At 34.9% G+C, this 25,397-nt stretch carries 27 protein-coding genes; 10 read left to right on the plus strand and 17 right to left on the minus strand.

What is annotated here, in order from left to right:
* Nucleotides 1-7 precede the first annotated feature (7 nt).
* The 3 genes from glyS to ybaK all read left to right on the plus strand — a co-directional run bounded on the left by glyS (nucleotide 8) and on the right by ybaK (nucleotide 3,542).
* Nucleotides 8-2,080 carry a glycine--tRNA ligase subunit beta gene (gene glyS / locus J3U63_RS12080; RefSeq protein ID WP_416379611.1) on the plus strand — a complete coding sequence of 691 codons (2,073 nt, stop codon included), beginning with the start codon at nucleotides 8-10 and terminating at the stop codon, nucleotides 2,078-2,080.
* A gap of 66 nt (nucleotides 2,081-2,146) precedes the next feature.
* A complete protein-coding gene (locus J3U63_RS12085; protein WP_267371652.1) occupies nucleotides 2,147-2,956 on the plus strand; it encodes a hypothetical protein in 810 nt (269 codons plus the stop codon).
* A gap of 100 nt (nucleotides 2,957-3,056) precedes the next feature.
* A complete protein-coding gene (gene ybaK / locus J3U63_RS12090; RefSeq protein ID WP_267371653.1) occupies nucleotides 3,057-3,542 on the plus strand; it encodes a Cys-tRNA(Pro) deacylase in 486 nt (161 codons plus the stop codon).
* 146 nt (nucleotides 3,543-3,688) lie between these two features.
* On the opposite strand, the gene J3U63_RS12095 is transcribed toward ybaK, so the two are convergent.
* The 4 genes from J3U63_RS12095 to J3U63_RS12110 form a co-directional block, all read right to left on the minus strand.
* Nucleotides 3,689-3,961 (minus strand): HU family DNA-binding protein, encoded by a 273-nt coding sequence (locus tag J3U63_RS12095; RefSeq protein ID WP_065634002.1) that lies wholly within the window; start codon nucleotides 3,959-3,961, stop codon nucleotides 3,689-3,691.
* A gap of 175 nt (nucleotides 3,962-4,136) precedes the next feature.
* On the minus strand, nucleotides 4,137-4,730 hold the full coding sequence (locus J3U63_RS12100) for a YjaG family protein (protein ID WP_267344686.1): 594 nt from the start codon (nucleotides 4,728-4,730) through the stop codon (nucleotides 4,137-4,139).
* On the minus strand, nucleotides 4,723-5,796 hold the full coding sequence (gene hemE / locus J3U63_RS12105; RefSeq protein WP_267344687.1) for a uroporphyrinogen decarboxylase: 1,074 nt from the start codon (nucleotides 5,794-5,796) through the stop codon (nucleotides 4,723-4,725). The genes J3U63_RS12100 and hemE overlap by 8 nt, the downstream gene beginning before the upstream one ends.
* An 81-nt stretch (nucleotides 5,797-5,877) precedes the next feature.
* The gene (locus tag J3U63_RS12110; protein ID WP_267334285.1) at nucleotides 5,878-6,783 is read right to left on the minus strand and encodes a LysR family transcriptional regulator ArgP; all 906 of its coding nucleotides are present in this window, start codon (nucleotides 6,781-6,783) and stop codon (nucleotides 5,878-5,880) included.
* 206 nt (nucleotides 6,784-6,989) lie between these two features.
* Here J3U63_RS12110 and rpiA point away from each other — a divergent pair, with 206 nt between their 5' ends.
* Together rpiA and serA are read left to right on the plus strand one after the other, a co-directional pair.
* Nucleotides 6,990-7,655, plus strand: a complete 666-nt coding sequence (gene rpiA / locus J3U63_RS12115; protein ID WP_267334284.1) for a ribose-5-phosphate isomerase RpiA — start codon at nucleotides 6,990-6,992, stop codon at nucleotides 7,653-7,655.
* An 86-nt stretch (nucleotides 7,656-7,741) separates the two neighbouring features.
* Complete coding sequence (gene serA / locus J3U63_RS12120; RefSeq protein WP_267349075.1) at nucleotides 7,742-8,983, plus strand: phosphoglycerate dehydrogenase; 1,242 nt, start codon at nucleotides 7,742-7,744, stop codon at nucleotides 8,981-8,983.
* Between the two features lie 277 nt (nucleotides 8,984-9,260).
* Here serA and srlR read toward each other — a convergent pair whose 3' ends face one another.
* From srlR to srlA, 6 genes are all read right to left on the minus strand, one after another.
* Nucleotides 9,261-10,040, minus strand: a complete 780-nt coding sequence (srlR, locus tag J3U63_RS12125) for a glucitol operon DNA-binding transcriptional repressor SrlR (protein ID WP_267334282.1) — start codon at nucleotides 10,038-10,040, stop codon at nucleotides 9,261-9,263.
* Nucleotides 10,041-10,139: 99 nt separating this feature from the next.
* Complete coding sequence (locus tag J3U63_RS12130; protein ID WP_267334281.1) at nucleotides 10,140-10,505, minus strand: transcriptional regulator GutM; 366 nt, start codon at nucleotides 10,503-10,505, stop codon at nucleotides 10,140-10,142.
* 73 nt (nucleotides 10,506-10,578) lie between these two features.
* On the minus strand, nucleotides 10,579-11,358 hold the full coding sequence (srlD, locus tag J3U63_RS12135) for a sorbitol-6-phosphate dehydrogenase (RefSeq protein WP_267371655.1): 780 nt from the start codon (nucleotides 11,356-11,358) through the stop codon (nucleotides 10,579-10,581).
* Nucleotides 11,359-11,360: 2 nt separating this feature from the next.
* A complete protein-coding gene (gene srlB / locus J3U63_RS12140; protein ID WP_267334279.1) occupies nucleotides 11,361-11,738 on the minus strand; it encodes a PTS glucitol/sorbitol transporter subunit IIA in 378 nt (125 codons plus the stop codon).
* An 88-nt stretch (nucleotides 11,739-11,826) separates the two neighbouring features.
* Complete coding sequence (locus tag J3U63_RS12145) at nucleotides 11,827-12,834, minus strand: PTS glucitol/sorbitol transporter subunit IIB (RefSeq protein ID WP_267371657.1); 1,008 nt, start codon at nucleotides 12,832-12,834, stop codon at nucleotides 11,827-11,829.
* A gap of 32 nt (nucleotides 12,835-12,866) precedes the next feature.
* The gene (gene srlA / locus J3U63_RS12150; protein WP_065633991.1) at nucleotides 12,867-13,415 is read right to left on the minus strand and encodes a glucitol/sorbitol-specific PTS transporter subunit IIC; all 549 of its coding nucleotides are present in this window, start codon (nucleotides 13,413-13,415) and stop codon (nucleotides 12,867-12,869) included.
* 268 nt (nucleotides 13,416-13,683) lie between these two features.
* Here srlA and J3U63_RS12155 point away from each other — a divergent pair, with 268 nt between their 5' ends.
* From J3U63_RS12155 to mutH, 3 genes are all read left to right on the plus strand, one after another.
* On the plus strand, nucleotides 13,684-14,229 hold the full coding sequence (locus J3U63_RS12155) for a Dps family protein (protein WP_065633990.1): 546 nt from the start codon (nucleotides 13,684-13,686) through the stop codon (nucleotides 14,227-14,229).
* Between the two features lie 87 nt (nucleotides 14,230-14,316).
* Nucleotides 14,317-14,865, plus strand: coding sequence for an NADPH-dependent FMN reductase (locus J3U63_RS12160; RefSeq protein WP_267371659.1), 549 nt, complete (start codon nucleotides 14,317-14,319; stop codon nucleotides 14,863-14,865).
* Nucleotides 14,866-14,938: 73 nt separating this feature from the next.
* Entirely contained in the window at nucleotides 14,939-15,607 is a 669-nt protein-coding gene (mutH, locus tag J3U63_RS12165; protein ID WP_267371660.1) for a DNA mismatch repair endonuclease MutH, read from the plus strand.
* An 809-nt stretch (nucleotides 15,608-16,416) separates the two neighbouring features.
* Here mutH and argA read toward each other — a convergent pair.
* The 6 genes from argA to aroE form a co-directional block, all read right to left on the minus strand.
* A complete protein-coding gene (gene argA, locus J3U63_RS12170) occupies nucleotides 16,417-17,745 on the minus strand; it encodes an amino-acid N-acetyltransferase (RefSeq protein WP_267334275.1) in 1,329 nt (442 codons plus the stop codon).
* Between the two features lie 341 nt (nucleotides 17,746-18,086).
* Complete coding sequence (locus J3U63_RS12175; RefSeq protein WP_267334274.1) at nucleotides 18,087-19,382, minus strand: MFS transporter; 1,296 nt, start codon at nucleotides 19,380-19,382, stop codon at nucleotides 18,087-18,089.
* Nucleotides 19,383-19,461: 79 nt separating this feature from the next.
* Nucleotides 19,462-20,661 carry an MFS transporter gene (locus J3U63_RS12180; RefSeq protein WP_267371661.1) on the minus strand — a complete coding sequence of 400 codons (1,200 nt, stop codon included), beginning with the start codon at nucleotides 20,659-20,661 and terminating at the stop codon, nucleotides 19,462-19,464.
* 254 nt (nucleotides 20,662-20,915) lie between these two features.
* On the minus strand, nucleotides 20,916-21,428 hold the full coding sequence (gene aroL / locus J3U63_RS12185) for a shikimate kinase AroL (protein ID WP_065633983.1): 513 nt from the start codon (nucleotides 21,426-21,428) through the stop codon (nucleotides 20,916-20,918).
* A 210-nt stretch (nucleotides 21,429-21,638) separates the two neighbouring features.
* Nucleotides 21,639-21,992 (minus strand): DUF1870 family protein, encoded by a 354-nt coding sequence (locus tag J3U63_RS12190; RefSeq protein WP_267334272.1) that lies wholly within the window; start codon nucleotides 21,990-21,992, stop codon nucleotides 21,639-21,641.
* A 149-nt stretch (nucleotides 21,993-22,141) separates the two neighbouring features.
* On the minus strand, nucleotides 22,142-22,972 hold the full coding sequence (gene aroE, locus J3U63_RS12195; RefSeq protein ID WP_267371663.1) for a shikimate dehydrogenase: 831 nt from the start codon (nucleotides 22,970-22,972) through the stop codon (nucleotides 22,142-22,144).
* A 381-nt stretch (nucleotides 22,973-23,353) separates the two neighbouring features.
* Between aroE and rpmB the strand changes: the two genes are divergently transcribed.
* Together rpmB and rpmG are read left to right on the plus strand one after the other, a co-directional pair.
* Nucleotides 23,354-23,590: a 50S ribosomal protein L28 gene (gene rpmB, locus J3U63_RS12200; protein ID WP_034884345.1), complete on the plus strand. Its 237-nt coding sequence runs from the start codon at nucleotides 23,354-23,356 to the stop codon at nucleotides 23,588-23,590.
* 15 nt (nucleotides 23,591-23,605) lie between these two features.
* Nucleotides 23,606-23,773 (plus strand): 50S ribosomal protein L33, encoded by a 168-nt coding sequence (gene rpmG, locus J3U63_RS12205; protein ID WP_034884348.1) that lies wholly within the window; start codon nucleotides 23,606-23,608, stop codon nucleotides 23,771-23,773.
* Nucleotides 23,774-24,054: 281 nt separating this feature from the next.
* On the opposite strand, the gene gltP is transcribed toward rpmG, so the two are convergent.
* Entirely contained in the window at nucleotides 24,055-25,365 is a 1,311-nt protein-coding gene (gltP, locus tag J3U63_RS12210; RefSeq protein WP_065634049.1) for a glutamate/aspartate:proton symporter GltP, read from the minus strand.
* Nucleotides 25,366-25,397 lie beyond the last annotated feature (32 nt).

Consider the following 25,397-nt stretch of genomic DNA (forward strand, 5'->3'; position numbering starts at 1 on the left):
TTTTAATATTATGCAAAAAACATTTTTAGTGGAAATTGGTACCGAAGAGCTACCACCTAAATCACTCCGCACTTTAGCTGAAAGTTTTGCGGCAAATTTTATTGAGCAACTGGACAATGCCAAGTTAGAACATGGCGAAGTACTTTGGTATGCTTCACCGCGACGCTTAGCATTAAAAGTTCTAAATTTAAATGATACTCAACCCGATAGCCAAATTGTTAAACGAGGACCGGCTGTTAGTGCAGCATTTGATGCTAATGGTAAACCAACTAAAGCAGCTGAAGGCTGGGCTCGTGGTTGTGGTATTACTGTTGACCAAGCAGAGCGTATTCAAACAGATAAAGGTGAATGGTTATCTTATACCCAAAACCAAAAAGGCCAACCTGTTGTTAACCTATTGTGTGATATGGTTAAAGGTGCGTTAAGCAAATTACCTATTCCAAAACCAATGCGCTGGGCAGCTCGACAAGTTGAATTTATTCGTCCGAGTCATACGGTAACGATGTTATATGGTGATGAATTAGTACCGGGCACAATTTTAGACATTGAGTCAAACCGCATCATTCGTGGGCATCGTTTTATGGGTGAACAGGAATTCACCATTGATAATGCCGACCAATATCCAGAAATGTTGGAGCAACGTGGTAAAGTTATTGCCGATTATGACAAACGAAAATCAATTATTAAACAGCAAGCAGAGCAAGCCGCAGCAAAATTAAATGGTAAAGCTGATTTAACCGAAAGCTTGTTAGAAGAAGTCTCGTCATTGGTTGAATGGCCTGTTGTTTTAACGGCTAAATTTGAAGAAAGATTTTTAGATGTACCAGCCGAATCACTGGTTTATACGATGAAAGGCGATCAAAAATATTTTCCTGTTTATGATAAACAAGGAAAATTATTACCGAATTTTATTTTTGTTGCCAATATCGAATCAAAAGATCCGCAAGTGGTCATTTCAGGTAATGAAAAAGTAGTACGCCCACGCTTAGCCGATGCTGAATTTTTTTACAAAACAGATTTAAAACAGCGCTTGGAAGATCGTCTACCTCGTTTAGAAACGGTGTTATTCCAACAACAGCTTGGAACAGTCAAAGACAAATCATTACGAATTGAGTCACTAGCTGGTTTTATAGCCGACAAAATTGGGGCTAATGTCGAACAAGCTAAACGTGCAGGTAAACTTACTAAATGCGATTTAGTCACCAATACTGTTTTTGAATTTCCCGAAACACAAGGAATAATGGGACGTTATTTAGCGCTAAAAGATGGTGAAAGCATTGAAGTTGCCACCGCGATTGAAGAGCAATACAAACCACGTTTTGCTGGGGATGAGTTGCCAAGCACAAATGTATCAAGTGCGGTATCAATTGCCGAAAAAATGGATACGTTAGCCGGTATTTTTGGTATAGGGCAACATCCTAAAGGTGATAAAGACCCTTTTGCTTTACGCCGCGCTGCAATTGGTATTTTGCGTATTATTGTTGAGAATAACTTACCGCTCGATCTTGTCGAATTATCAAATTTTGCTGTTTCATTATATGGTGACAAACTCAACAATAAACAGGTTGTGGAAGATATTGTCAGCTTTATGCAAGGTCGATTCCGAGCCTGGTATCAAGAGCAAGGTTTTACCATTGATACCATACAAGCAGTACTCGCACTTAATCCAACCAAGCCTGCTGATTTTGATGCGCGCATTAAAGCCGTGACACATTTTAGAACACTGCCAGAAGCCTCTTCGCTTGCTGAAGCTAACAAGCGGGTATCAAATATCCTCTCTAAAACAGAATTGGTGATACCTGATGCGGTGAATGCCTCACTACTTGAAGCAGGCGCAGAAGGTGAACTTGCTATGCAAGTTGCAGTATTAACCGATAAATTAGCCCCTTATTTTACTCAAGGTCGTTATCAACAAGCTTTAGTAGAATTGTCTGCACTTAAAGCACCTGTTGATGCATTTTTTGCCTCAACCATGGTCATGGCAGATGATGAAAAAATTAAACTTAATCGGTTAGCATTGCTGAAAAAATTGCAAAATTTATTTTTAAAAGTTGCGGATATTTCATTACTACAATCGTAATTTGTAATTTATTTATCACTATAGTGGTAACCAATTAGGTTACCACCTTATTAGTAGGAACGAGACATGCAAACCGAAGTATCTTTTTCTCAAGTATTTAATCAAACAACTAATTTTGTCAAAAACCGTTTTTTACAACTCGTTATTATCAGTTTTATCGTCAGTTTAATTACAACATGTATCAGTAGTTATTTAATTGATCCACAAATGTTTAAACAATTATCGAGCACGACTATGACAGTCGATCAATTATTAATGTATGTATTAAAACCTGCGTTAATTAGTTTGGTCATCACTTTCATCATGCAAGCGATACTACTTGCTGTTGTTTATAACTATTCAATCCAAGATAAATTCGATTTTAATCTTATCTTATCTCGAATGTTACCAAATGCGCTCAATATCATAAGTTTTTACCTAACTTATTTATTTATCATTCTGTTTGCTATGATATTTTTAACATTGATATTTATGATGTTGCAATTTATTTTACCCGCTAAAATGGTAACGTTTTTGTTTGGTGTATTAATCATTGCCGCAATATTGCTGATAGTAACAATTTCTTATTATTTTCAAGGTTCAATTATTGCACCTTCAACAAAAACGTTTATTCAACATTTTGTAGAAAGTCATAAATATGCCATTTCTTATTGGCGTTTAACCGTTCCAATGGTTTTAATTTATTGCACGGTATCAATTCTCTTTTCTATTGTCGATAGTGCACTTAATAACCTTGTAATAAATATCATCAGCTCAACTTTGCAAATACTCACAAGTATTTTTTGTATTTGTTTCTTCTATCGTCTAACTATTCTGTCAAAGAATGAGCAACTATCACATAACACACCTGAGCAAAATAATAATTTAACTATCTAACATTATTTACGCTTATTCTTAATCACTCTATTAACAAATGTGAATAGAGTGATTAAAATTAGACAATCATTTCTATTATCTAATTCTTTTGGAAAACACGATGACGCCCGCAATTGACCAACTAAAAAAATTGAGAATTCCATTCAAAATTCATCAATATGATCATGATCCTAATCAGACCCATTATGGTCAAGAAGCAGCAAATAAACTCGATCCAAGTTTACACATTACATCCAACCAAATATTTAAAACTTTAGTCGTAACTTTAAATGGCAATGATAAAACATTAGCAGTTTGTGTTGTACCTGTTGATTACCATTTGGATCTAAAAAAAGCGGCAAAAGCATTAAATTGTAAAAAAATAGAGTTGGCCGATGCCCATTTAGCGCAAAAAATCACGGGGTATTTGGTAGGAGGAATCAGTCCATTGGGACAAAAAAAACAGCTCACCACACTGATTGATCTTAGTGCTAATGATCTTAGCTCGATGTTGATATCTGGCGGTAAAAGAGGTCTCGAAATCGAAATTAAACCACAAGATCTTGTTAACGCATTACCTGCACAATTCGTTGATATTAAAGCCTAATTTGCTGATCATATCATGTTGGGTTAGTTTAATATTTATATGGTGAGTTAAAACTTAAAATAGAATGATGGGAAAATACAAAGACCTTAAGGGATTACCTTAAGGCCTAAAATACCCTGTCAAAAGTAAATATCGACAGAAAAAAATTATTTAATTGCTTCTTTCAAGCTTTTACCTGATACGAACGCTGGTACTTTGCCTGCAGCAATTTTGATTTCTTTACCTGTTTTAGGGTTACGGCCGATACGAGCATTTCGATGATTAACTTTGAATGTACCAAAACCAACTAATTGCACTGGATCTCCAGCTTTTAATGATTCAGTAATAGCTGCTAAAGTTGCTTCTAATGCAGTTTTAGCTGCAACCTTAGTAATATCCGCTTTGCTAGCAATTGCATCTACAAGTTCTGTTTTATTCATGGAGATATCCTTACATAATTATTTTATTGTTAAAGTTAACATTATAAGCAATGTCAATAACCGACTTTGCCCCTGTAAACAATGTTTAGATTACATTGATGTTAAATGTAGTCTATATTCATCCAATGTTAAAGAAAAATTTAGTAAAAAATAAAAAAATAGGGCATTCAGCGGCTTAATTGCTCAAAAAAACACCAATATTGCTTATTTGAGCCGCCCTAATATCGTCTTTTAAACCCTTTATTAGATCAATCTTGTCATGAGATTCTTCGCGCAATAATCGAAATATTTCCCATTGCAAATCAAATTCTTCAATCACACCAGGTAAATTTAACTGTTCATCTTTGGAAAGATAGGTATCTAATTTTGTCATTTCGAATTCAGCTACCGTGGTTGCCGATATACTACTAACTTTTGCTGTATGTTCGGCAATATCATCCGTTAGATGAGCATGTATAAGCTCACTTAAGGCCTGACAAGCATCAATCGCAGGATAGATCATATAAGCGCTATCTTCGTTCACAGTGGGAATAATCGCCTCTAATTTTTCTAATTGTAAATCAAAATTAATTTTAACTTTCTCAACTAATAATGACTCCCACATTAAATCAAGAATGTTTTTATAGCTTTTAGCATCATCTTCATTATGCTGTTGCTTGGTATAATAGACATAATTTGGGTACATTCGTTCACATAAGCAAACCATAAATAAATATTGTTGCCATGGTGCTAATTTTTCAACTCTTAACTGAACTGGATTTTTAATCATAATGAAACCTTTTAGACCGCTCGTGTACAGCCTCAATTAAATATTGTACATGTTCTACGGGAATATCTTGGTGAATACCATGCCCTAAATTAAAAATATGACCATTATGGAATCCAAATTCATTAAGCACAGCTTCAACATTTGATTCTATTGTTAACTTTCCGGCATACAACACAGATGGATCTAAATTGCCTTGTACCGCAATGCGTCCTTTTTGGGCAATATGGCTCAAATTCACAGTCCAATCAACACCAATTGCATCACATCCTGTATTCACAATACTATCTAACCATAACCCACCACCTTTGGTGAAAAGTGTGACTGGCACATAGGACGAAATAGCTTGAGTTTTATGACCTCGTTTTAATTTTGATAAAATTAACTGCATATAATGCAGTGAAAACGTTTGATAACATTGATGGCTTAAAACGCCACCCCAAGTATCAAATATCATGAGCGATTGAGCGCCCGCTTCGATTTGGGCATTTAAATATAACGCGATGCTTTCGGCAAGCTTTTCAAGAAGTAAATGTAAAACTTTCGGTTTGCTATACAGCATTTTTTTTATTTTAGTAAACGTTTTACTACTTCCCCCTTCAATCATATAAGTTGCTAATGTCCATGGGCTACCCGAAAATCCAATCAACGGAACTTTACCATTAAGTTCTTTTTTGGTTAGGCTTATTGCATCCATCACATATCTTAATGAATCATTTGGATCGGGAATAGGTAACTGCTCAATATCAGACAAGCTCGATATTGTTTGACGAAATTTTGGTCCTTCACCCGGCTCGAAATACAGACCTAATCCCATTGCATCAGGTATGGTCAATATATCAGAAAAAATAATAGCCGCATCAAGATCAAAACGCGTTAAGGGTTGTAAAGTCGCTTCACATGCCAGTTCTGGTGTTTGGCACATAGTCATAAAATTACCCGCCTTTGCGCGCAACTGTCTATACTCAGGTAAATAACGCCCAGCCTGACGCATCATCCAAACAGGGGTATAATCAACAGGTAGACATTGTAATGCGCGTAAATAACGATCATTTTTTAATTGGCTCATGATATCCGCTCTTTAAGTAACTATTATATTATGTCAAGCAATGCAACGTTAACATCACGTATCAGTAAAAAATCATAGCGTTTATTTGTGTTCTTGAGGTTGTGATAATGTGAGCTTAGCATAACGAATTAAAGTTTCAGAAATATTTTGCATTACACTACTTTCTGGCGCAAAACGATGCCAATAGAGCATACGTCTTTGATACAAGCCTTCGGTTAAGTTAACTAATTCACCATTTTTTAACTCTTGTTCAACTTGTAACATAGGAATCATACAACAGGCTGAACCTTGTTTAGCAAGTTGTACAAACGCTTCTGATGAACTGGTAATATGACAAATTACACTACCCGGTGTTAAGTTAAAATTTTCCTGTAAAAAAGCTTGATGCATATCATCTAAATGGTCAAAAGCAACAGCTGGTGCTTTGAGTAAAGATGATCGTGTCACACCATTTGGAAAGTATTTTTTGGCAAAATCAGGCGAAGCGACAAAAATGTAGTCGAGAGCACCCAGTAAATCAGATAAACAACCAGGTAAAGGATTAGCTTGAATGCTAATAGCAGCAACGACCGTACCTAAACGCAACAGCTCTAAAGTATGCTCTTCATCTTTAATTTGTATATCAAATCGAAGAATATTTTTATCTAAAACTGGTTTTAAAGCCGGTAACACCCATGTAGCCAAAGAATCTGCATTAATCGCAATAGACAATGACAAAGGCGTGGTATTTTGTTCATTATCGCCTAACCATTGTTGTTCTAATAATTCGACCTGATGCAACAATCCTAACAGATGCTCCCCTTGTTTAGTTGCCTTTGGGGGGATTGTTCTCACTAATAGTTGTTGACCAAAAAAGCTTTCTAACTGTTTAATACGTTGTGACACCGCAGGTTGTGTGATACACAATTTATCTGCCGCTCTCTCAAATCCTCGCTCTTTTATTACTGCATCTAAGGCTTGTAATGCTCTATAATCTGGACGCTTCATAATCTCTTTATTAATAATTTGCTCATTGCTTGAATAATCGAGCTATTTTAATTGGCAAAGTTTTAAATAGATCTAAAACTTGAAATATTTTCTAAAAAATACTAATGATTTTTGCTTTCCAATTGGTTACTATGCCATATCTTCAATCATTTTGCTTTTAAAATTTTATTTTTTCGAGAAAATTATATTCTAAATACGGTGATACCATGACACAGGATGAATTAAAAAAAGCCGTCGGCTTTGCAGCGTTAAAATTTGTCAAACCCGATTCATTAGTTGGTGTAGGCACAGGGTCAACTGCATCATATTTTATTGATGCCTTAGCAACAATAAAGGATCAGATTAGAGGAACGGTTTCTAGTTCCGAAGCATCAACCCAAAAATTAAAAGATTATGGGATTCCCGTATTGGATTGTAATGAAGTTGATAGTTTAGATGTATATGTAGATGGTGCCGACGAAATTAATCATCTGTTGCAGATGATAAAAGGTGGAGGAGCCGCGTTAACGCGTGAAAAAATTGTCTCAGCATTATCCAAACAATTTGTGTGTATTGTTGATGAATCAAAAGTTGTCGATGTGCTTGGCAAATTTCCATTACCGGTAGAAGTGATCCCTATGGCGCGTTCTTATGTTGCACGTGAACTATTTAAGCTCGGCGGTAAACCAATTTATCGTCAAGGTGTAATCACTGATAATGGCAATGTTATCTTAGATGTTCATGATCTTATTATTGCAAAACCAATGGAATTAGAAAATCGAATTAATAATATTGCTGGCGTTGTAACAGTGGGTCTATTTGCCAACAAAGGGGCTAATGTAGCACTGGTTGGAACCCGTTCAGGTGTAAAAGAAATTACACCGAGCTATTAGTTATCGCTTAGCTAAATACGTTAATTTAAAAAATAAAAATATAACAATAAGCAGCAATAGATATGCTTAAATAAAGAGAGGAAAAAATGGTTGTTCAGGCGTTAAGCAAAGATGATAATAAATTTTTATTACTCGAAGGTGTCCATCAAAGTGCAATTGATACATTAAAATCTGCAGGCTTTACCAACATTGAATATCATAAAGGTGCCCTATCGCCATCGGAGCTTCAACAAGCAATAAAAGATGCGCGATTTATTGGAATCCGATCAAGAACGCATTTAACCAAAGACATCATAGATGCAGCACCAAAACTTGCCGGAATTGGTTGTTTTTGTATTGGTACCAATCAAGTCGATCTAGATACAGCTGCCGTTAAAGGTATTCCGGTATTTAACGCACCATTTTCTAATACTCGATCGGTTGCTGAGCTGGTATTAGCCGAGGCAATTTTATTACTTCGTCGTGTACCCGAAGCCAATGCTAAAGCACATCAAGGAAAGTGGAATAAGATTGCAACTGGTTCTCATGAAGCTCGTGGTAAAAATTTAGGCATCATTGGTTATGGTCATATTGGCAGTCAATTAAGCGTTTTAGCGGAATCTTTAGGGATGAACGTCTATTTTTACGATATTGAAACCAAATTACCACTAGGTAATGCCAAACAAATTTCAACCATGAAGGAGTTGTTGCAATTAAGTGACATTGTTAGCTTACATGTCCCCGAAAATTCAACAACAATTAATATGATTAGTCAAAATGAAATTGATATGATGAAGCCCGACGCCATTCTTATCAATGCCTCTCGTGGTAAAGTTATCGATCTTGATGCATTAACTCAAGCACTACAAAGTCATAAATTAAGTGGCGCGGCTATCGATGTGTTTCCTACTGAACCGGCCACCAATAGCGATCCATTTGAATCACCTTTGTGCAAATTTGATAATGTCATCATAACGCCTCATATTGGTGGTTCAACCACTGAAGCTCAAGAAAACATTGGTATTGAAGTGGCAACAAAACTGGCTAAATACTCCGACACAGGTGCTACCTTATCCGCTGTAAATTTTCCTGAAGCATCATTACCGATTCCGGCAAAAGGATCTAGCCGTTTTATCAACATACACAATAACCAACCCGGCGTATTGACAGCAATTAATACATTATTTGCAGAACAAGGATTGAATATCTCGGCTCAGTATTTACAGACCGATCCCAAAATTGGTTATGTTGTTATTGATATTGAAAGAGTAGAACAAAATAAAGCTGAAGAATTATTAGTTAAACTCAAAAGTGTACCAGGCACAATTAGAGCAAGATTACTCTTTTAAATAATAAAATAGACTCATAACGTGCTTAGAATAAAATATAGTCTATTTATAGTATAAAGGGGATTGATGAATTCTAAATCCCCTTAATCAATGAAATTAGCCTGATCTAAAATCACGATAACATGATTCTTTTTTGGCTAAACTCAGTAGCTTGTAAAGCTGTGTGAAAACAGCGCTTACCATTAAAGTTTTTAATGACTACTAATAAGTAATACAATTTTAAAAAAGTTATCTTAATAAAATAACGTTCTTTTTTGGATTGTGGTTGTATAGCAAATTAGTTATCCATTACTTTTACTTTGATAACGTTAATGTTGCGCTCAACGAATGCATCATAGTATTTATCATCTAAGTTATCATCAGTGATAATAGTATCAACAGCACTTAAATCACATACAACATTGGGGCTACGTCGCCCAAACTTTGAAGAATCTGCTAACAAAATTAATTTAGCAGCAGCTTTACTCATGGCAACACTGCCATGATAACTTTCATTAAATGTGGTTACACCTCCAACTAAATCTACACCATCAGCCCCCATAAAAAGTTTATCAAAAGTGTAACATTCAAAGGCTGCAATTGCTGAGGCATTATTATTATGAAATGATGCCGATTTTCGCCGGAAAGTGCCCCCCGTTAATATTATGGTTTGGTCGTTATCATTAGCAACTAATTCATTAACCATATGTAAACTATTGGTCATAATAGTAAGATTATTGAATCGGGCAAGCATTGGAATCATCTGGGCAACGGTACTACCTGCATCAAAAATAATCGAATCGCCCTCATGAATCAATTTTGCCGCTTCTTTAGCTATCGCTTTTTTTTGCGCAGTATTGATATAAGTTTTATGATCAATCGCCCTATCACCAATTTCCCTATTTAACATAGCCCCACCATAAGTACGCAGGACTAAACCACTTTCATTTAGTTGTGTAAGGTCTTTGCGAATAGTGGTACCTGTTGTTTTAAAATGGGCGACCAATTCATCAACACTGACTTGCCCGTGATTTTGTAGATATTCTAAAATAGCTGTTTGCCGTTGCTTTACTTTCATACCCAGTTACCACCACTTATCATTGTTAACCAACAAAATAAATTTATTTTAAAAAATATTATACTTCATTATGAAAGAAAATACTTTTCAAAATAAAAGTTATTTATTTGTTGTTAATGCAATAGTAAGAGCGCTTTGTGAGGCAAGATCATAGGGAAAAATGTTTTCTGGAATAATATTCGATACCAACATCCCATGTAACTGTGGAATGGGTTTAGGTAAAGCAAACACGGTAATACCTTTCATGCGGACTGAATCAATCACGACCTGATTTTTGTCTAACGATACCGCAATTAAAACCCTTGGTTTAAAACGTTTGGTTTTACTTCGACCAACGCCTAAATACGCCCCTTTTTTTAAAGCTAAAAAAGCTTGATTAAAACGGCGAATTTGCAACCAACTAAATACAATTTGAATACACCAAGCAATTAAAGCAACAATAATAAAAGTGGTTGTCATATTCATATGCGCTTTTCCAGTATTGATTGAGTTAAACAGAGTGCGAAAGCATTAAACTTGCTTTCGCACTTTATTTTAACTAGAACATCACTTGACCGCCAGTAATGTTAATTGATTGCCCAGTACAATAAGAGGCTTTGTCACTTGCATAAAATAGCAGTACATTGAGCACATCTTGATAATCACAACCCCGTTTAAGTGGCACTTTATCAATATATACTTGCTCAACTTCACTCTCTGGAATGCCTAATTTTTTAGCATATTGTGGAATTAGCGATTGAAACATGGGTGATTTAAGCAAATTACCTAACATTAATGAGTTAACAGTAATGCCATGATCAGCAAGATCCAGGGCCAAAGATTGAGTTAAGCCAACACCACCAAATTTAGCCGCACTATATCCTGAATTATGTTTGCTTCCAACTTTACCTGATTTGGAATTAATTTGAATAATTCGCCCCGCTGTTTTATGTTCAATCATTACTTTGGCAAATTCTCGCGCACATAAAAAATAACCGGTAAGATTAACATTTACTGACAATTGAAAATCATTTAATGCAAAATTGGTAATTGGCGCTGCTCTGGCAATACCTGCACTGTAAACCATCAAATCAAGACGTTTAAAACAACTATTAACATCTTGAGCTAATTGGATAACACTTTCTTCGTTGGTCGCATCGACACCAAAACCTTTAGCCGTACCTAAACCATGTTTTTGATTAATTGCTTGAGCTACTTTATTAGCATTATCTATATTTAAATCAGCGACAACAACTTGATAACCAGCATCAGCAATACCATGACATAAAAATTCACCGAGTGTTTGCCCACCACCTATAATGACCGCGACTTGTTTCATTTTTATATTCCTTCATTACTTAAAATTTTAATTTCATCATTTACATTAAGTTGAATTGGCAGTTTACCTTGTACATGCACTGTACCTGGCAATTCCGCTTGCTGATTACCATCAAACCTTAATGTGATATGACCTAATTCACGAAAATTAACGCTAGCAACATCACCAACAGAGGTGATTTGATAAATATGATTACCTAATTGTAATGATTGACCCACGGCGAGTTCCTGTTTTAAATCATCATGATTATGAATAAAACAGTAATCAGCTAAATCTGCTGGTGCGCCTTGTTTGAATAATATCAGCATCCCATCAGCTAAAGTAGCTTGCGCAAAGTCACCAATTTGATTAATAGTTGAATGATAAATAACCTTTGACATTATTAACCTTCTTTCTTCTTTAATGTGCGTTTATTCATTTCAAACTAGACAAAAGATCACAGCTTAAATATCTAGTTTTTCCCACAAATTATTGATAGATAAATAACGATACCGCCCAAGCAATAAGCACGGTTGGGGCGCCTGTTAAAAATCGACTAACCAAAACAGACGGTACGCCAACTCTAACCGTTTCTTGTTTAGCTTCGGCAAGTGATAAACCGACAGGAATAAAATCACATGCAGCTTGTGCATTAATTGCAAAAAGCGCAGGCAAAGCTAAATGCGGCGGAATATTGCCTAGCCCTATTTGTACACCAACTAAGGTACCAATGACTTGTGCAATAACGGCTCCGGGACCTAAAAATGGCGAAAGCAATGGGAAAGAACAAATTAAAGCTAAAATGACTAACCCAATGGGGTTATTGGCTAAAGGAACCAAACCATGAGCAATAAAATCACCTAATCCTGATGCAATAATGATACCGATTAAAGCTGATACAAAAGCCATAAAAGGTAAAATCGTTTTAAGGACAGTGTCGATAGTATCGCGACCAGCTTGGAAAAAAACGGCCACTCCCGATCCCATTCCTATGCCGATTTTGGCCAGTAAACCATCACTCTGTTCAGTAATTTTTTTACGACAGTCATAGTGTTTAAACTCAGCGTTTTTATCCGATCTAACTTGCTGCATTTGCGTGACAGAACTCGCATTAGCTGTTTGTATGTCTTTATCGATTAATTTAATGTTATTAGGTTTTACCGCAGAAACATAAATATCTTCAACAATATATTGAGCCAAGGGACCGGATTTACCTGTAGCATGAATATTAATCGTAGGTACACGATTTTTTGGGTAAATACCACAACGTAACGTACCGCCACAATCAATTACTGCAACACCGATTTCCTCTTTTGCTGGCTCACCTTCTTTAAAACCATCAATCGCTTCCCAACCCGTTAGTTGAACTAAAGTATCAACGATTGCCGGTCTTGTTCCTGCTGCAATGTAGACAATCTTTTTTCCTTCAATTACAGGTAGTTCCAAAGGTCCACCCCAACCTGCTTCGCCTTTTTCTATTCGAATAAATTTAGCCATTTTCGTTTCCTCTTTATCTTGATAGATGAATGTTATAGATGCACTTCTCTATCTAATTTAATCCCCATTTTTCTTTCAAAAACGGCAGTACAAAAATCGGTAATCCAACCTCGAAAGAAGTTTGTGACCAAACCAACAAGAAAATAACTAACCGCTAATGGGCCTAATGGAAGATTCAACGTTGTTAGTCCAGCAGCAATACCTAAATACACAAACAGCTCACCAGGATTAACATGAGGAAAAAGTCCATTCATCGAGTGACAGCTATAAGAAGAAGCGGCATAGTAACTTGGCTTGTAATACTCTGGCATAAAACGCCCTAAACTTAATGTCATCGGATTACAAAAAACAAAGGTTCCAATTAATGGTAGTAGTAAGTACCGAGAAATTGGATTACCAGCGCAAGCCTGTGCTAGGCGTTCTATGCGATCTTGCCCAATAAATTTAATTACTGCATTCATCACAACCAGTAAAGAGATTAATAACGGTAAAATTCCTGTTACCATTCCTACTAATACTTTACCTCCCTCTTGGAATAGCCCTATAAACCATTCAGCACCAAATGAAATAGCGTCAATCATATTGCCTCCTATTAAGTTAAACTTTGTCGACATATTAACAACATTAAAAGAAAAAACTTTTATATAGATCACAATTTGAAACATTTTCTTTCATTTTGAAAGAAAATGTTTCAAAAAAAATGGGAGAACATAAAACAAGACAAAAATAATAGTTTGCTGAAATAGCAGTAATAGCTAAAAATAGTTGATTTTCATTGGACATTAACGCTGAGTTGGCGTAATTTTATATAAGAAAATTTATTTATTATTTAACCGAGGAGAATGTGTTATGGCTAAAACGACTAACTCTACAAAAAGCGCCAAAAAACTTCAACAAGCAGCAATTTTATTCCCAACTGATTTAGGTGAAAAAGCATCAAAAGATATCTCTAGTGCTATGAATTCAGTATTAGCTGATGTATTTGCTTTATATTTAAAAACTAAAAACTTCCATTGGCATGTAAGCGGTCCTCATTTTCGTGATTATCACTTAATGTTAGATGATCATGGTGAAGAATTATTTGCGATGACTGATCCTATCGCTGAACGCGTGCGTAAATTAGGTGGAACCACCCTTCGTTCAATCGGTCATATTTCAAAATTACAAAGTATTTCTGATAATGATGCTGATTTTGTTGAACCATCAGATATGCTTGCTGAACTTTGCCAAGATAATATTAAACTTACATCTCGTATGCGTGAAGCACACGATATTTGCGATAAATATAATGATACCGCTACAGCAAGCTTAATCGAAGAGTGGATCGATCAAACTGAAAGACGTGCTTGGTTCTTATTTGAAACAGGTCGTAAAATGGATTCTTCTGGTCATTAATATTTGTTATATTTAATAATAAATAACAATAATTAAGAGACACAAACTGTGTCTCTTAATTTTATAAGATATTAGGGAGAATAGAAAATGAGTAAAAAAATTGCGGTAATAGTAGGTAGTTTACGCAAGGATTCTTTTAACTTAAAAGTCGCAAAAATATTTCAAGAAATTGCACCTCCATCACTCTCATTACAACTAATTTCTATTGGTGATTTGCCTTTATATAATGAAGATATTGACACCGATACACCACCTTCATCTTACACCCGTTTTCGTCAAGAAATCGCAGCATGCCAAGGCGTAATTTTTGTCACACCTGAGTATAATCGAGGCTTACCAGCTGTTATCAAAAATGCTTTAGATGTGGGTTCTCGTCCTTACGGTAAAAGCGTTTGGTCGAAAAAACCAGCCGCGGTTGTTTCTGTTTCACAAGGTGCAATCGGTGGATTTGGTGCAAATCATCAACTACGCCAATCTTTAGTATTTTTAGATATGCCGACACTACAACAACCCGAAGCTTATATTGGAAATATCAATTCATCATTCGATGAAAACGGCAATATAACGGCAAAAACTAAAGAATTCCTTTCTCTAATCATTAATAGCTATGCAAGTTGGGTTGAAAAACTCAATTAATAGTCCTTTATTTCCGTATTCACAGCCAATATAATTGGCTGTGAATATTTCGCCATTAAGTTAATGCCTTTACATGCCAATATTTTTCCCTAATTGTGAACAAGAATTATTACAACGAGCTGAATTAGCAGCCGGTTATACTTTTGCTGATATCGCAAAATATTTGAATATGCCGATGCCACAAAATCTTACTAAACAAAAAGGTTGGATTGGCAATCTAATTGAAACTTTTTTGGGAGCAAATGCAGGTAGTAAGGCCGAACGGGATTTTGCTAGTTTAGGCATTGAACTTAAAACCATTCCCATTGATAACCAGGGAAAACCTTTAGAAACCACTTTTGTTAGTGTAGCCCCTTTGATGGCAAACCACGGGGTCATTTGGGAAACAAGTCATGTCAAATATAAATTGACTAAAGTGCTTTGGATCCCAATACAAGGAGAAAGAACTATTGCATTGGCAGATCGCAAAGTTGGTCGTCCTATTTTGTGGATGCCATCCCTCCAACAAGAACAACAGCTAAAACAAGATTGGCAAGAACTGATGGATATGATCACTCTTGGCCAAGTTGAAAAAATTACAGCTCGCTATGGAACCTATTTACAAATTCGCCCCAAAGCGGCTAACGGTCGTGCATTAACAGAAGCAATTGGTGAAAATGGTCAAATTATTTTAACTCGACCTCGCGGTTTTTATTTAAAAAAGTCATTTACTTGGCAAATTTTAAATAACGCAATTAAATAATATTACCACTCAGTTATTTTAATAAATGCAGTAATAAATACCATTAATTTACCACCAACAATATGATTGATAACACTGTAATGATTATCAAACTCTCTGTCCTATTTTTTACCAATCTTCTCACTTTGTTATTTAACTACACCTTATTTTTTACGAAAGCGATTTAGGTGGGATCAATTGTGTCAACAAAAAACAGACTAAGGATATTTTTAAGCATAATACTTGTCTGATTTTTACCTTAGGACTATCAGCGGTATTGCTGAAAAGTTATCTATTGCTAAAAAAGGTATTGTTATTTTCACTAAAAAAATATTCCAACATTTAAACAATGTGTTTAAATTATTAGCTCAAAACGTGTTGCGGCTATCACTATAATGGTCTTTTTTACTAACAAGTTACTGTTGGTTGTATTGTATGCTTTTTACTAAAATTATTAGCGTTGTTACCATTTTCACTATCGCATTGATATGCTGCATAAATGCATAACAAATTTTATTTATAACAGATAAAACAGCGTCCATATTTGGTAATTTTACTGCTAATGTTAAAGGTACATTATTGCCGCTGTTATTAGTGGTTTGCCATTGTATATTTTACGGTGCTGGTTTTGCCATTTTTTGTTTTATCAGGCATTAAAGAAAAAGTTTTACCAAAAACGGATTGTGCAAGCTTATCGTTGTTCATAAAATTATTAGTTAAATTATTCAAGTGACAGTAAAAGAGTTATCAGTTTTATTAAGCTGATAACTCAAATACATCTAATGATTAGGCAAATCACCGACCCAAAAGTCGATTTATAGTGAATTAATTTATTTGATATTGAACATTAATATTTTTGAGTTGCGTTGATAATTGTAAAGTTGTTTCTTTTTAATCGGCAAATCATCAACTTCAGCTGGATTGAACCCTTTTTCTCTAAACCAATGAATACTCCGGGTTGTGAGTACAAAAATTTTTTCCAATCCTAGATTAGTGGCGCTTTCAGCGATTTTTTCGATCAACAGATCGCCGCGCGATGAATTTCGATACTGCGGATGGATAGCAACGCAAGCCATTTCGCCCATTTTTTCTTCGGGATATGGATAAAGTGCTGCACAACCAATAGTCATATTATCACGTTGAATGATTGTAAATTTATCAATTTCCATCTCTAACTGTTCTCGTGAACGTTTAACTAAAATGCCTTGTTCTTCAAGTGGACGAATAAGTTCTAAAATACCACCAATATCGTTGATTGTTGCTGTGCGAATTTGTTCAGAATGTTGCATTGCTACTTGTGTACCAATGCCATCACGCGAGAATAGTTCTTGCAAAATTGCGCCATCGACTAAATAACTGACTAAATGACTTCGTCTTACGCCATTACGACAAGCTTTCGATGCTGCCCGTAAAAATCGAGCTTCGCTCGAAAGTGGCTTTCCATGCTGTTCTTTTTGATTAACATAGTTATCAGCATCAATAGGAAAAAGATCTGTAATTACTTTACCCTGTTCGTCAAGCACACCCTGTTCAGCGCAAAAACTAATTAATTTATCGGCTTTCAAACGTATTGCAACTTCGGCTGCAACATCTTCTGAAGATAAATTAAAACTTTCCCCTGTTACCGATACCCCCACAGGTCCAAGTAATACAATTGAACCGCGATTTAATTGCTCATCTATCGCTTCAAAGTTAATTCGGCGAATTTTGCCTGTATGGCAATAATCAATACCATCATCAACACCAAGTGGCTGAGCAATAACAAAATTGCCACTTACCACATTAATATGCGCACCTTGTAATGGCGTATTATTTAAGCACATTGATAGACTGGCTGTAATATTGAGCTGCAATAGCCCTGTAACTTGTTTAACAATATCTAGCGTGTTGGCATCAGTAATTCGCGTATTCTTATGATAGTTAGGTTCAATATTATGATGTTTAAGTGATTCGTCAATTTGATTACGTGCACCATTAACAATGACCAGTTTTATACCAAGACTGTAAAGCAACCCGATATCACTAATAATGCTTGAATAATTATTACTTTTTAATACCGCGCCTGTTAATAAAATTACAAACGTTTTTCCATGATGAGCATTGATATAAGGTACTGAATGTCTTAGCCCTTCGACTAATTCAGTTGTTCTTTCTTTCATCTTAATCACCGTTATCAAAATGAATATTTATTCATATTTATTGTAATTTTATTTATTTTTAATTTAATGGCAAGTAATATTTTCAAAATCGATTAAAAGCTAAAAATTAGACAAATTAAGATCAACGAACATAAATTGATCATAACTGTATTTAACAATAACCACTAAGACCAACCATATTGATTAACAAATGCAGTGATAAACTTGAACTTTAAACCATAGCATCAAATAGGCATGCTTTTTTTAAGCATGCCTTATCATGTTTCATGATTATTAGACAGACAACCCAATAGGTTTAAGAAATGATCTATAAATTATTTTTTGATTGAGCAACTTTTTAATTATTTATCCGTAATTGTATGCGATACGTTAAAAACGGTTCGGTAACGCATCAATACAACAATAGCCAATATGGTACCAATCCCCGCTATTATGGCATCACTCAACATAACATAACGTAAACCCAAATTAGTTGATACCCAGCCAATTAAAAACGGGATTATGGCGGTTGCAATACTGGAAGAAGTAAAAAATATACCCAGCACTTTACCCTTACCTGATGGAAAAAATTCAGCCATGGTGGTGAGTGCAAGTTGTAAAACGCCGCCTGCCGCAGTAAAACCAAGTACAAAACCACCGATCATACATAATGCAGGGGTTGGGTTAAAATACATTACTATCAACATGATAGTTGAAAGTAGTGGATAAAACACAACAATATACACAGGTTTAATTAAGCTTTTCACCAAAAGTGAAGTTAAAAATACACTGGCAAGTGTCCCAATACCATAAGAAGAAAAAGCTTGTACTGCACCCGAAGAATCCATACCCGCAACTGTTTGTGAAAAATCTTTTAAACAAGACGAAACCAGATAAAAGGTCGCGGTTGAAGTGAAACCAATGATGATAAAACAGATACCTTCTATCCAAAAATTAGCCTTTTGTTTTAAAACAGGCGTTGTTTTTTCATTTTTTTCTAGATTCTCTAGCTCTTGCTCTGGCGTGAGTTTGTGGTTTGGAAAAGGCATCTTAAACACTATCAATGCATTTAACCCTAAAATAACGCAACAAAAAATGAATGACCAACCATAATATGCTTGGTTAGCCATAATCATGCCGACAATGATAGGCAACAAGGATTGCCCTGCTGCTATAGCTGCTTTAATTAAAATAGATGCTGAGCCCGGTGATTTAGGAAAAGCTTCCATAAGCGCTGGATAAGTACCGGCATCAAGTGTTGAGTTGGCAATGCCACCTAAAATAGCAAACATAAAGGCAATTTGTACACTCGGGCTAACTAAAATTCCTAGTAGAAAACCGATATAAAACAATCCACCTAAAACAATGAAGGGTTTACGACCAAGTCTGTCGGATAACGATCCCATAATAAATAATACTAATAATCGGCCTATACCCAATCCCATCATCACGTTGTAAACACTTTGCTTTGCTTCGCTGATCAAATTTAATTGTACTGCCGTGAGTACCTCTTTATTTAAAGTAAACAGATAAGCAGATTGTGGGTTAAATTGAGCAGCTAAATAATCAATATTTAATCCCAAAATAATCGCGCCCATTCCATGCACAAAGTAGTTGATATATAAACAACTTGCTGTGCCCCAATATCGGTTTTTCATTCCTCAATTCCTATATATATCAAAAAGGTATTATTTTTAATTTTGTTTTAATATTGAACACAAATACTTAAATCAATCATTATATTTTTGTAATATCAATAACGTTTTTAAATCGATAAAAAACAATTGAACCTAAGATTAAACTTAATGACGCAATAAAAAAATCAATCAAAATTGCATAACTAACATCAATCATAGCAAGTTTTGGCACAATCAGTGGAATAACCACAAACGATAATCCACTAAAAGTATACATACAACCAACAGCAAGGCCTTTACGGCTTGGAAACATTTGTTGCATTACCACTAAAGTTAATTGAAGTACACCACCGGCTGCGGTAAATCCCATACCAATTGCTGCAATAACGCACATAACAGGTGAAATATTAAAATAAAAAATAATCAGAACAATAGCTGACAATGCAGGTAATATTATGATGCAAAAGATAGGTTTCAAAAAATGTTTAACGACAAAAGCAGTCACAAATACCGATATAATCGATGCGGTACTGTAATAGCTAATTAATTGTTTAGCATCAAGGTCACTCATATTTACGCCTTCAGTTGCAATAGTTGGCAACCATTGCAAAATAATGACAAATGTTGCTGTTGTAGTAAATCCCATAATGATCAATAAAATGCCTTCAAATGCAAATTTAGGATGGCTTTTGAAATAGTTCTCTGAACCTTGGCCACCTTTAATTGAAGTATCTTTGTGAGGAAATTTTTTAGGTAATAATAATATGCCATTTATCACTAAATAGGCCGTAAAGCCAAGAAAAGCCCAACCATACCAAATTTGATTAGTGTCAAAAAAAGTAACGATAAAAGGAAGTACTAAAGTCCCAATAGAAATAAACGCTTTTATTAACACACTTGCTGAACCGGCAGAACTTGGAAAGCATTCAGTCAATGCAGGCATGGAACCTGTGTCTAAAAAAGAATTCCCCGCCCCAACTGCAATGGCCAGACAAAAAGCGAGATGAATGTTGGTACAAAATATCATACCAATAAAGAAAACCGCGTAACACGCCATACCGAGGAAAATAAAAAGCTTACGACCAAATTTATCTGAAAGTATTCCACCAACAAACATTAAAAAGATTTTTCCAATACCTATACCTGAAGCAACATAGCCTAATCCAATAAGATCTGTGTTAAGCTGTTTTGTAAGATCAATGGAAAATTGCATAATCACAATTAGTGCAATACTTTGAATGATATAATTAGCGTAAATAGACCCGACAATTCCATAAGAATTGATTTTTAACGTATCCATTTGTCGTACTCCATATTTGAAATATATTTAAAACTAAACTGTTAATCGAATTCAATATACAAGTATTAATATTAATCTAAAAGCGATAACTATTAATTTATTAAGAATATTTTACTGATATTACTTTACCAACTCTATGATGGTTAACAAAACCAATAGATGAGGCAGATAAATTAGTAAAACCCAATAACTTTTCATAAAAAATACCACATAATAATGTGGTATTTTATCTAGGTTTAGGCAAAACAAGTTGATTAATTATTCAACATTTCAAGCATTTGGCTTAAAATTTGATGTTCATCTTGATCGACATTAACAACATAATGAGCGGCATCATGATATAAAGGTAATCGTTCCGCTACGACTTTTTCCATTTCATCTACAATTGATAAACCCGTAAGAGAAGGACGCTGAGCAATATTTGGATCTTTCATTAAACGAGCTGCTAACGTCGCCGCTGGCGCAGAAAGAAAGATAACAATACCATTTTGTTTCATAAATTGGCGATTATGATCCGCTAAAACCATTCCACCACCTGTAGCAATGACCCGATTAGGTTTTGCTGTATCAATCAGTACTTGGCTTTCTCTTGCCCTAAACCCTTCCCAGCCCTCTTTTTCAACAATTTCGGCCACTGTTTTTTGGGTGGTTTCGAGTAAATGACAATCTGTATCAATGAAAGAAAACGATAGCTTATTTGCTAACATTTTTCCCATTGTTGTTTTGCCAGCTGCTCTTGCGCCGACGAGAAAAATTGGTTTATTCATATTGGGTCCTTTCAGATTGACAGATCTCAGAATATTTTGTCTATGCTAGTGATTCACTTTATCTTTTGCAACATTTTTTTTACATTTAATCTTGTAAAAATAAATACTATTGATTTATATAAATATGTTTTTCATAGAACTGTCAAAGAATGTAAAATAATATTTACACCAATAAGATTATTAAGTCATTCATATTACAAAAAATAACCGCTAGCACAGTTTTTCTAGACCTCGAAAATAAAGTTCAGTGGCAATGGATTGGTGTAATCGCCATTGAATCACATCAAGATCTGGATTGACTTTTTTAAACTCTTCATATGTCATGAAGTAACGAATAGTATTACTGCCAACCCGATCATTAATGCCTTTAATGATAAGATTGATTTTATCGTGGCGAATTTTTTTTAATTCTTGCATCGCTGTTGCTACAAATTCAGGAACAGGCAACTTACCGCTTTCCCAGTCATGCCAAGTTTTAATGTCTGTTTTACCAATATATTCACTCGCTTCTAGCACTTTTAACATCAAAAAACGACGATAAGCTTGCAATTCAAGATTTGTCATAAATACTCCTTGTATTCACATTGTGAAATTACAAAATTCATTAAATTTATATCCAGGCAATCAATATGTCAGAATAATAGAACAATATGATCAATGTTCTAACATACATCAAATTAACATTGATAAGATGTATGTTATTTTTTCAATATTTATTTTGCTGCTAGCGCGTCTATTACCGCTTGTTTTGCTCGTTGAGACAGTTCTTTTCCTGTCCAAATTTTAAATTGTGCATTTGCTTGACCAATAAACATCTCACGACCAGAAATTGATTCCCAGCCCGCGTTGTGAGCTTCTTGTCTAAATTTTGTGTTATAGGGTGTATAGACAATATCATAAGCCAATCCCTTTCCTTTAAACCATGCTTGTTCATAAGGTGTTTGGTCTTCAAATTTTCCTTGCATGCCTAATGGGGTTGAGTTAACAATGATTTGAGCCTCAACTTTGCTACGATCTTCCCAATCAACAATTTTAAGGTTGAACTCTTTGGCTAGTGCTTCGGGTAGTTCTTTAGAAATATCACTAACGGTAATATCGGTATAACCGAGATCCTGCAAACCCACTACAGCAGCGCGAGCTGCGCCCCCAGCGCCTAACAATAAAACCTTTTTATATTCGGCAGGTAATTTTTTTTGTCTTAATGGCTCCATAAAACCAACAATATCAGTATTGTCACCACAAAGCTTGTCACCATCCCAATAAACTAAATTTGCTGCGCCTGCTTTTTTAACATGATCAGTAACATAATCTAAATAAGGAATAATTGTTTGTTTATGTGGAATAGTCACACATAAACCACGAATATTAAGTAATCGAACCGATTTGAACAGGTTAGGTATCTCTTCTGGAGGCGTTGGAAATGCAACTAATACAGCTGGAATATTATAATCTTGAAACGAAGTAGTGTGAATTAATGGGCTCATTGTATGCCCTAACGGATAACCGATAATGCCATAGATGTCATATGGCTTAAACTGGTTCATATAATCTCCTTGAAAGTTAGAAAATTAAATCAAAAAATATATTTATCATTTAGTATTAAAGCATATTTATTATAAAATAAAACGATTTTTGTATTTAACTAAAGTAAAGCTCGTTATAAAATAGAAGCAAATTGATAGGTACCTTTATCTTTTTATATCAATCGTTGCTCATAGTGAACTTATTTTTAGTCTAAAATAAGATAATACTTGAGAATCTTTGCATAACAGCGTATACTTCGCTACCTCATTATTATGGGTGTAGTGTGAGAGGTTAGACTGCTTCTCAAATAGAACTGCAGCAAACTAAAAGCCTGACGAGGTTAATTCCATTAACATATTACGCCCAAGGCTTAAGCATAGAAATTTCGGAGAATTATTGACATGTCACGAGTATGCCAAGTAACAGGAAAAGGTCCTTTAGTGGGAAATAATCGTTCTCATGCGATGAATGCTACTAAACGTCGTTTTCTACCAAACCTTCAAACTCACCGTTTCTGGATTGAGAGTGAAAAACGTTTTGTAAAATTACGTGTATCAGCTAAAGGTATGCGTACTATCGATAAAAAGGGTATTGATGCAGTTTTAGCTGAACTTCGTGCCCGTGGTGAAAAGTACTAATAAGGAAACCATATCATGGCTAAAGGTGTACGTGAAAAAATTAGATTAGTTTCTTCTGCTGGTACCGGTCATTTTTATACCACTAGCAAAAACAAAAGAACCATGCCTGAAAAGATGGAGATCAAAAAATATGATCCTGTTGTTCGTCAGCATGTTGTTTATAAAGAAGCTAAAATTAAATAGTTTTGCATAAACGAGAAACCCAGCAAATGCTGGGTTTTTTTATATCTATCTAAAAACAAAAAATATAATTAATATCAAAAATATTACATCAATTGATCTTTATCTTCTATTAGAAAATAACCGAGCACTATTTCCGTTATTAATAGTATTATTTTTAAGTCAGTTTATAATTACTACCTGACTAGACGGCTATTTATGATGAATTATCATTTTTCTAGTTAAAATAAAAGCTTCCATTTTTATAAACAGAAGCTTTTGATAGTAATACACTAATACCTAGATTATTTTAAATATTTTTGTTCATAAGCTCTGGCTTTTGTATCATCAAATGCATTTTCCCAACGTGCAATAACAATTGCCGCTAATGCATTACCAACCACATTAACAACAGTTCGACCCATATCTAAAATACGCTCGACTCCCATAATATAGCCTATACCTTCTAGTGGTATACCGACACTTCCGAGTGTTGCAGATAGCACTAATATTGAAGCACCAGGTACGCCAGCAATACCTTTAGAGGCTATCATTAGAGTAATAACAATAATAATTTGATCTATAATGCTTAAATCCATACCAAATAGCTGAGCTAAGAAGATAACGGTAATACTTTGGTATAAAGTCGATCCATCTAAGTTAAATGAATAACCGGTTGGAATAACAAAACTGGTTATCGCTTTAGGCGCGCCATAAGCTTCCATTTTTTCGATGATTTTTGGCAATGCTGTTTCAGAGCTGGCCGTTGAAAATGCAATGACTAATTCTTCTTTTAAAATTCTCAGTAATTTAAAAATACTAAATTTACAGAGTTTACACACAATACCTAATACTACTATGGTAAAAACAATCATTGCCGAATATACGGTCAAAATTAGTTTGAATAGTGGTAATAAAGATTCGAATCCATATTTAGCCACCGTGACAGTAATAAGAGCAAATACCCCAATTGGCGCATAACGCATGATCATATTTGTCACTTTGAACATGGTATCAGAAACAACTTTTAAGAAGAATACAAATGGTTCGCGTTGTTTATCTGGTAAAGACATTAAACCTAAACCAAAAAACACACAGAAGAAAATTACAGGTAAAACCGCACCATCCGTCATTGCTTTAAAAATATTGGCAGGAATCATGTCTAAAATCATAACAATAAGGCCATGAGGTTTTCCACTTAGTTCCTCCGCTGCTTTTGCATATTTACTCACATCAGTTGTGGCTAAAGTTGAAGAGTCAATACCTGCACCTGGCGCGAAAACATTGCCCCATAAAAGACCCAATAAAATAGCGATGGTAGTAATTATCTCAAAATAGAGTATTGTTTTAAACCCTAACGTCCCTAATCGTTTTGAGCCGCCGATACCTGCAATACCAAGTGTTAATGTACTTAATATAATAGGTAATACAATCATTTTAATTAAACGAATAAAGATATCACCCGCAGGTTGGAAAATATTAACGATAGAGAATTGATAATAAGAATGTAAAGGGTGAGTTGGAACAGAAAGTTCGAACAGATAAGCCCCCATTGCTACACCTAAGATCAAGGCAATTAAAATTTGCCACGCAAGATTTGTTAAAATTTTTTTTATAAAAAATGACATCAAATACTGTTCCTTTTCCT

Origin of the sequence: Gilliamella sp. B2838 (genome assembly GCF_026536185.1) — a bacterium.
GTDB lineage: Bacteria > Pseudomonadota > Gammaproteobacteria > Enterobacterales > Orbaceae > Gilliamella.